Source organism: Bacillus sp. PSXD-155 (assembly GCF_049310765.1).
Taxonomy (GTDB): Bacteria; Bacillota; Bacilli; order Bacillales; family Bacillaceae_G; genus Bacillus_A; species Bacillus_A cereus.
The window spans coordinates 1-6,943 of record NZ_JBMOWC010000102.1; the positions used below are offsets into that span (position 1 = coordinate 1).

The window sequence follows — 6,943 nt, forward strand, 5'->3', positions numbered from 1 at the left end:
GCTTAACTTAAGGTATCTATTGGAACTTTTTCTTAGAATAAGAATTTTTATGATGATGAATAATGAATATGAAAAGAAAGATTAGGTGAAGAAAATGGGACTATTTAGCTCATTATTTGGTAAAAAAGAAGAAAATACGAATGTAGAGGGGAATAAAAAAATGTCAAAAGTATTATTTGTAAAAGCAAACGATCGTCCAGCGGAGCAAGCAGTTAGTTCAAAAATGTATGAAACATTTGTAAGTACTTATAAAGAAGCAAATCCAAATACAGAAATTACGGAATTAGATTTATTTGCATTAGATCTTCCTTATTACGGAAATATCGCGATTTCAGGTGGATATAAACGTAGCCAAGGCATGGAGTTAACAGCTGAAGAAGAGAAGGCAGTTGCTACAGTAGATCAATATTTAAATCAGTTTTTAGAAGCTGATAAGGTTGTATTTGCATTCCCATTATGGAACTTTACAGTACCAGCACCATTAATCACATATATTTCATACTTATCTCAAGCTGGAAAAACGTTTAAATATACAGCAAATGGCCCAGAAGGTTTAGTTGGTGGTAAAAAAGTAGTTGTGTTAGGTGCTCGTGGTTCAGATTACTCTTCAGAGCAAATGGCTCCTATGGAAATGGCAGTTAATTACGTAACAACTGTACTTGGATTCTGGGGAATTACAAATCCAGAGACAGTTGTAATTGAAGGGCACAATCAATATCCAGATCGTTCACAACAAATTGTTGAAGAAGGTCTAGAAAACGTTAAAAAAGTAGCAGCGAAATTTTAATTTATGATAGTAAATCGAAAAACCAACATGGATGACCGTGTTGGTTTTTCAGTCTATTTTTCATGTTAAAAAATGTATATTTATAAAATAAAAGAAAAGTTCGAAAATAGTATTGCAAAATATTATATAGCAAACTATAATGAGTTCAAGAATAGTTGATACTTAAATTAAATATTCAGAAAATTCAATTAGTTAAAATTGGAAAATGAGATAAGGAAATTTGAATGGGGGTTATATTATGGCGAATAAAGTACCGTTTTCGTTCATAGTAGTTATTGGATTAATGTTATTTGCACTATTTTTTGGAGCAGGAAATTTAATTTTCCCAGCGATGCTTGGTCAATCAGCAGGAGAGAATGTATGGATTGCTAACGCTGGATTTTTAGTAACTGGTGTTGGATTACCATTACTAGGTGTACTAGCATTTGGTTTTTCAGGTAAAGATGATTTACAGTCATTAGCAAGTCGCGCTCACCCAGTGTTCGGGATTGTGTTTACAACAGTTTTATACTTAGCAATCGGTCCGTTATTTGCAATACCTAGAACAGGAAATGTTTCTTATGAAATTGGTCTTAAGCCGTTTATGCCAGAAGGAGTAGGTTCTACACCTTTAATTCTTTTCACAATTATATTCTTTAGTATCACTTGTTTTTTTTCGCTAAATCCCGCGAAAATTGTCGATATTGTTGGAAAAATCTTAACGCCAATTAAGTTGACTTTCATCGGTATTTTAGTAATCGTTGCTTTTATACATCCGATTGGAGATATGCAAGCACCAGTGGAAGCTTATACATCACATGCATTCTTTAAAGGATTCCAAGAAGGATACTTAACGATGGATACGCTTGCATCATTCGTATTCGGGATTATCATTATCAATGCTATTAAAGAAAAAGGTGCGAAAACGAAAACACAAATTATGGTCGTTTGTGCAAAAGCGACAATAATTGCAGCATCTATTTTAGCAATTATCTATACAGCTCTTTCTTATATGGGTGCTTCAAGTGTTGCAAAGCTTGGACATTTAGAAAACGGCGGAGAAGTATTAGCGAAAGTTTCTAACTACTATTTCGGATCATATGGCGGAGTATTATTAGGATTAATGATTACAGTAGCTTGTTTAACAACTAGTGTGGGACTTGTATCAGCATGTTCTTCATTCTTCCATAAGTTATTCCCAAATGTTCCTTACAAAGCAATTGCAATCACACTATGTGTATTTAGTGCAATTGTTGCAAACGTAGGATTAACACAGTTAATCGCAGTTTCTGTTCCAGTATTAACAGCAATTTATCCACTAGCAATCGTATTGATTTTCTTAACATTCTTCCATTCATTATTCAAAGGAAGAGCTGAAGTTTATCAAGTGAGCTTAATCGTAACATTTATCATCAGCTTATTCGATGGATTAAGTGCAGCTGGAGTTAACATTGAAGTAGTAAGCCAAGTGTTCACTAAATTCCTTCCGATGCAGGAAGTAGGATTAGGCTGGATCTTCCCAGCGATTATCGGTGGATTTATCGGATATGGCATTAGTGTTGTAAAAGCAAAAAATCAAGTTCAACCAGCTAGTGCGAATAAGAAAATAGGTTAAATAAAAAAGTTATAGAACTTGTTTCTATAACTTTTTTTGTTACTATTGATAAGGATAGAAAAAATAAAGTAGTAGGGGAAATAAAATGAAAAAAACAATTAATCATATCGGCATCGCAGTTCGAGATATAGATAGTACGATACGTTTTTATGAAAATTGTGAAGTGACAACAAAGTTGTATACTTTACAAGAAGGTTGTTCATTCTACAACAAAGTTATACATGGTACATGAAAGATGTACACTTAAAATAATATAAGATTATATGGGAAAAAGCATAACTTTACGTTATGCTTTTTTGCAATTTCAAAAATGGAATTTAAGGGGATTTTGAAGAATTAGTAAAGGTTAGAGTTCTATGGTTATAGAATGATTTTTAATTATTAGGTTAAATATTAAATGGGAATTTGAAGGAGAGTACCAGTTACTAATTTAAGATTTCTTTATTAGATCTTTATATAGAAAATAAAAAAAGAGCCTGTCCCTGAAACAAGCTCTAGCTACAAGAAATAGCGTAATTGAGATGTCTATATATTACCATTTACTGAATGGAAATTCTAGGTGTATTATGTTGAGAAATAAATTATAGGTATCTTAATGAAACCTTCAATTGAGATTAAATAAAGTCCCTAAATATAGGGCGTTAAAGTTTTAATTAACTACGTGTGAAGAGAAGTTTTAAAATATTTTTTTATGGGGAAAAACAATGAGAAAAACTATAAAACAGCATTTTTTATGAAAATTAAGTATGTAATCAGTTCATGATAGAAGAAAGAAATGGTTCAGTTTATAAAAAATTAATTTAAGTGTATTTTACTTTGCAGCAAATATACTTCTTGGAAAAATAGAGACAAATGTTATATGATAAATTTAAGAGATTGGGGGAATGAAACTTTGAACGAGTCATATACAGCAGAAGAAGCTGCAAAGAAGTTGAAAATATCTAAATTAACTGTTTATGAACTTATCAAAAGAGGGGAACTGCCATCTTATCGAATAGGTAGGCAAGTTCGAATTGATGTAGAAGATCTACAGAAATACATAGAGCAAAGTAAAACAGGGAGCCTAAAAAATTCCGCTCAATTATCTAAAAAACATAATTTAACGAATGTAATTGTAATTAGTGGGCAAGATATGGCATTGGACATACTGGGGAAATATATGGAGAGTAGTATGGGAGAAAGAATGCTAAGAGCTTATGATGGAAGTCTTACAAGTTTGATTCGTTTGTATAAAGGTGAAGGAAGTATAGTCAGTCTACATCTATTTGATGGTGATACTAAAGAATATAACATTCCCTACACTAAAAGAATTTTAACAAATTCCCAGTATATAATTTTTAATTTACTTTTAAGAAATGTAGGATTTTATGTACAAAAAGGTAATCCAAAGAATATCAAAACTTGGGAAGATTTATGTAGAGAAGATGTAAAGATAGTGAATAGAGAAGTTGGAGCGGGTATACGCGTTTTATTAGATGAACAGTTACGTATTCATAATATACATAGAACAAATATTAAAGGTTATGATTACGAAGAAAATAGCCATTTTAGTATTGCAACTAGCGTAGCTATGAATAAAGCGGATGTGGGAATAGGGATTGAAAATGTAGCCAATATTACAAAGGTTGAATTCGTTCCATTAATAAAAGAACAGTATGATCTTATTATCTTAAAAAATGAGAGTAATGTTAAAATCATTAATGAGATTAAAGAAATACTGCATTCAACAGATTTTAAACAGGAACTAGAGTCTATTGGAGGATACGATTTAACATTGACAGGAAACACGATATATGAATCTTTTTAGGTAGATATTAAAAACTTGTTAACTGTTTATAGATGGGCCTTACATACAAAAAAAACTGCTTTATAAAGCAGTTTTTTTGTGTTAATAATCACCATTTAATAAGATAGTAGGTAGTTTAATAAGAATAATAGGCCGATAACACAAATGGTTTTGTTTAATTCTTTTCTTTTTCCAGTTAGAAGTTTTATTATTGGATAAAATATAAAACCAAAAGCTATACCATCAGCTATATTGTAAGTTAATGGGATCATAATAATTGTTAGAAAAGCAGGGAAATATTCAGAGAAATCTTCAAAATCAATCTCTTTTATGCTTTTTAACATTAAACTTCCAATAATAATTAGTATAGGTGCAACGGCTCCATCTGGAATCATTTTTATAAAAGGCATAAAGAAAAATGAGATGAGAAATAATAAGCCAACAAAAATAGAGGATAAACCAGTTTTTGCACCAGCCGCTATTCCCACAGCACTTTCTAAACCAGCTACAGTAGAACTAGTACCAAAAACCCCAGCAAAAATGTTCGACATCCCGGTTGCCTGATAAGCTCGATTGAAACGTTTATTGTCATTTTCAAAACTTTGTATGGTTCCTAGATTTTGAAATAATAGAATCATTGTTAAAGAAAAGGTAGCTGTCCAAAAGGAGGCGTTTTTTACTTGTGCAAAAGAAAAAGCATTAAACACAGCTGGGTAATGCTCATATAAAGACCCCATATTATAGGAAGGATCTAATTTTGTTATGCCACAAAGGGCTGCAACCAATGTGCTAATTCCTATAACGATTAAAAATCCACCTCTGATATTATAAATAAAAAGGATTACAGCTAATGCCAGTGTAAAAATTGTAAGTAATGTATTTGCTTTAAATAGGTTATCCAATCCAATTATTGTTACAGAAGAATCTGTAATAAGTCCACCTTTCTGAAGTCCGATAAAGGTCAAAAATAGGCCAATCCCTACAGTAATAGCATTTTTTAAGGAGTGTGGAATAGAGTTGATTAAAAGTCTAGAAAAAGGTGTAAATGTAATCAGTGTGAAAATAATGCCTGATACTAATACGACGCCTAAAGCTTCCTGCCAATTTAGTCCTAAAGATTGAACAATTGTATAGGAAAAGAATATATTTTCTCCCATTCCAGGGATAATTACGAGAGGGGAATTTGCCCAAAAACCTATTATAAGGCAACCTAAAAAGCATGTTAGAGTAGTGGCTACTACAGATGCCTCTGTACTAATCCCTGCGTCCCTTAATATGGAGGCATTTACAATCACTATATAAGAAACAGTGAAGAAACTTGTTAGAGCAGCTAGTAATTCTTTTTTTATGGTTGTATTGTAGTGTGTCATATTAAAGTGAGTATAAATCCATTCTGTCATGACATAAGTCTCCTCTGTTCAAATTTTTTATACATTAACTGGATACTTCGTTTTTATTGTGACTTTCAAAGTTGAAATTGTTCTAAATCCAAAAGTATCGTTCCATTCTAGATCGTCAATAATAAGTGACTTATCTTCTATAAAAGGTTGTATGGTATTTAAAAATACTTTTAGTGATTTTCTTGTTAGATTTGCACCGGCGCAGTAATGAGAACCAACTCCAAAACTTAAGATTGGAGGGGTGTTTGATCGTTTTTGGCATTCATTTGGGTTTTCATATTTACTCTGATCTCTATTTCCAGAAGAGATAAACAAAATAATTCTATCACCTTTATTAATGAGTTTATCTCCTAAAGGTATATCTTCATTAGCAACACGTGCACAATAGGGAAAAGGGCATTCCATTCTTAAAGATTCTTCAACTATATTTTCTAATGTTAGTAAACTGTAAGGGTTATTATGAGGTGATTTATCATTCTGCGTTTGTATGTAAAGATACATTAATGTTTTTACAGCACTAAGAAATGGTTCATGTCCATCTACTGTTACATTTGCGATTAGGGCTAAACTATCTTCTACTTGATCTACATTTTTCAGGATTAAATCGAATAAACCGTTTTTTTCGTATTTTTGTTGGTCACGAATTTCAGAAATAATACTATAGGTTTTATCAATAGAGTGAACAGTTTTTTGTGAATCTTCGAAACTAGGAACCGGAATCCAAAGGAAATCCACAGCTTTAAAAGCTTCGTGTAGAATTAATTTATAATCGTTTACATCTAGGCCCAATAAATTAGCAAGAGTGTTTTCTGTAAACGGTATAGCTATTTCATTAATAACGTCAATGAATTCATTATCTTTATTCAGAGAATTCAATACTTTGAGTGTAGAAGATTTAGCTAACTCTTCTATAATAGAGTTTGTTAAATTGATAGGTACTTGTACGTGTTTACGCAATTCCTTATGCTCAGGATTATCCATATACATTAACCATCTAGAGTAAAAATTAGAGAGTTTATCTTTATACTCAACAGGTATATCTAGCTTTTCGATGAATTGTTTTTTTCGATTAGCCTTTAATCGAGAATCTTTTAATAGTTGAGTGATATTGGTGTAATCAAAAACAAGCCACGCATTGAGTTCTTTATCCCAAATAATATTTTCTGTAGCTAAGGCCGCTGTATAAAATTTATATCTATCTTCGATGATTTTTTTTATAGTACTGTTAGTCATTTCGTCACTCCTAGATTCACTTTTATTTGTAATATTAATTTTCTTGTAATTGATATTTCATATTATTGTGAGTGATCTGGTTGCTGGAAGAGAAAAGATAAAAAATGCTTAAAAAATATATATTTATAGATATGGACCTATTT

Annotated in this window: 6 protein-coding genes; 4 read left to right on the plus strand and 2 right to left on the minus strand. The window is 31.4% G+C overall.

Annotated features, from left to right (window positions below; all coding sequences use genetic code 11):
• The first annotated feature begins 94 nt into the window (after positions 1 to 94).
• The 4 genes from ACO6VI_RS32475 (at position 95) to ACO6VI_RS32490 (ending at position 4,188) form a co-directional block, all read left to right on the plus strand.
• Complete coding sequence (locus ACO6VI_RS32475; protein ID WP_000522528.1) at positions 95 to 787, plus strand: FMN-dependent NADH-azoreductase; 693 nt, start codon at positions 95 to 97, stop codon at positions 785 to 787.
• A 238-nt stretch (positions 788 to 1,025) separates the two neighbouring features.
• Complete coding sequence (gene brnQ, locus ACO6VI_RS32480) at positions 1,026 to 2,381, plus strand: branched-chain amino acid transport system II carrier protein (protein ID WP_001284784.1); 1,356 nt, start codon at positions 1,026 to 1,028, stop codon at positions 2,379 to 2,381.
• 85 nt (positions 2,382 to 2,466) lie between these two features.
• Entirely contained in the window at positions 2,467 to 2,613 is a 147-nt protein-coding gene (locus tag ACO6VI_RS32485) for a hypothetical protein (protein ID WP_422425156.1), read from the plus strand.
• A 627-nt stretch (positions 2,614 to 3,240) separates the two neighbouring features.
• Positions 3,241 to 4,188, plus strand: coding sequence for a helix-turn-helix transcriptional regulator (locus ACO6VI_RS32490; protein WP_065223469.1), 948 nt, complete (start codon positions 3,241 to 3,243; stop codon positions 4,186 to 4,188).
• Positions 4,189 to 4,283: 95 nt separating this feature from the next.
• On the opposite strand, the gene ACO6VI_RS32495 is transcribed toward ACO6VI_RS32490, so the two are convergent.
• Positions 4,284 to 5,567 (minus strand): NCS2 family permease, encoded by a 1,284-nt coding sequence (locus ACO6VI_RS32495; protein WP_061457053.1) that lies wholly within the window; start codon positions 5,565 to 5,567, stop codon positions 4,284 to 4,286.
• A gap of 27 nt (positions 5,568 to 5,594) precedes the next feature.
• A complete protein-coding gene (locus tag ACO6VI_RS32500; protein WP_065223470.1) occupies positions 5,595 to 6,800 on the minus strand; it encodes a cytochrome P450 in 1,206 nt (401 codons plus the stop codon).
• Positions 6,801 to 6,943 lie beyond the last annotated feature (143 nt).

What these genes read in the sequence shown, in the direction of transcription:
- ACO6VI_RS32475 (WP_000522528.1), top strand. Translation starts at nt 95, where the DNA reads ATGGGACTATTTAGCTCATTATTTGGTAAAAAAGAAGAAAATACGAAT.
- brnQ (WP_001284784.1), top strand. Translation starts at nt 1,026, where the DNA reads ATGGCGAATAAAGTACCGTTTTCGTTCATAGTAGTTATTGGATTAATG.
- ACO6VI_RS32485 (WP_422425156.1), top strand. Translation starts at nt 2,467, where the DNA reads ATGAAAAAAACAATTAATCATATCGGCATCGCAGTTCGAGATATAGAT.
- ACO6VI_RS32490 (WP_065223469.1), top strand. Translation starts at nt 3,241, where the DNA reads ATGATAAATTTAAGAGATTGGGGGAATGAAACTTTGAACGAGTCATAT.
- ACO6VI_RS32495 (WP_061457053.1), bottom strand. Translation starts at nt 5,567, where the DNA reads ATGACAGAATGGATTTATACTCACTTTAATATGACACACTACAATACA.
- ACO6VI_RS32500 (WP_065223470.1), bottom strand. Translation starts at nt 6,800, where the DNA reads ATGACTAACAGTACTATAAAAAAAATCATCGAAGATAGATATAAATTT.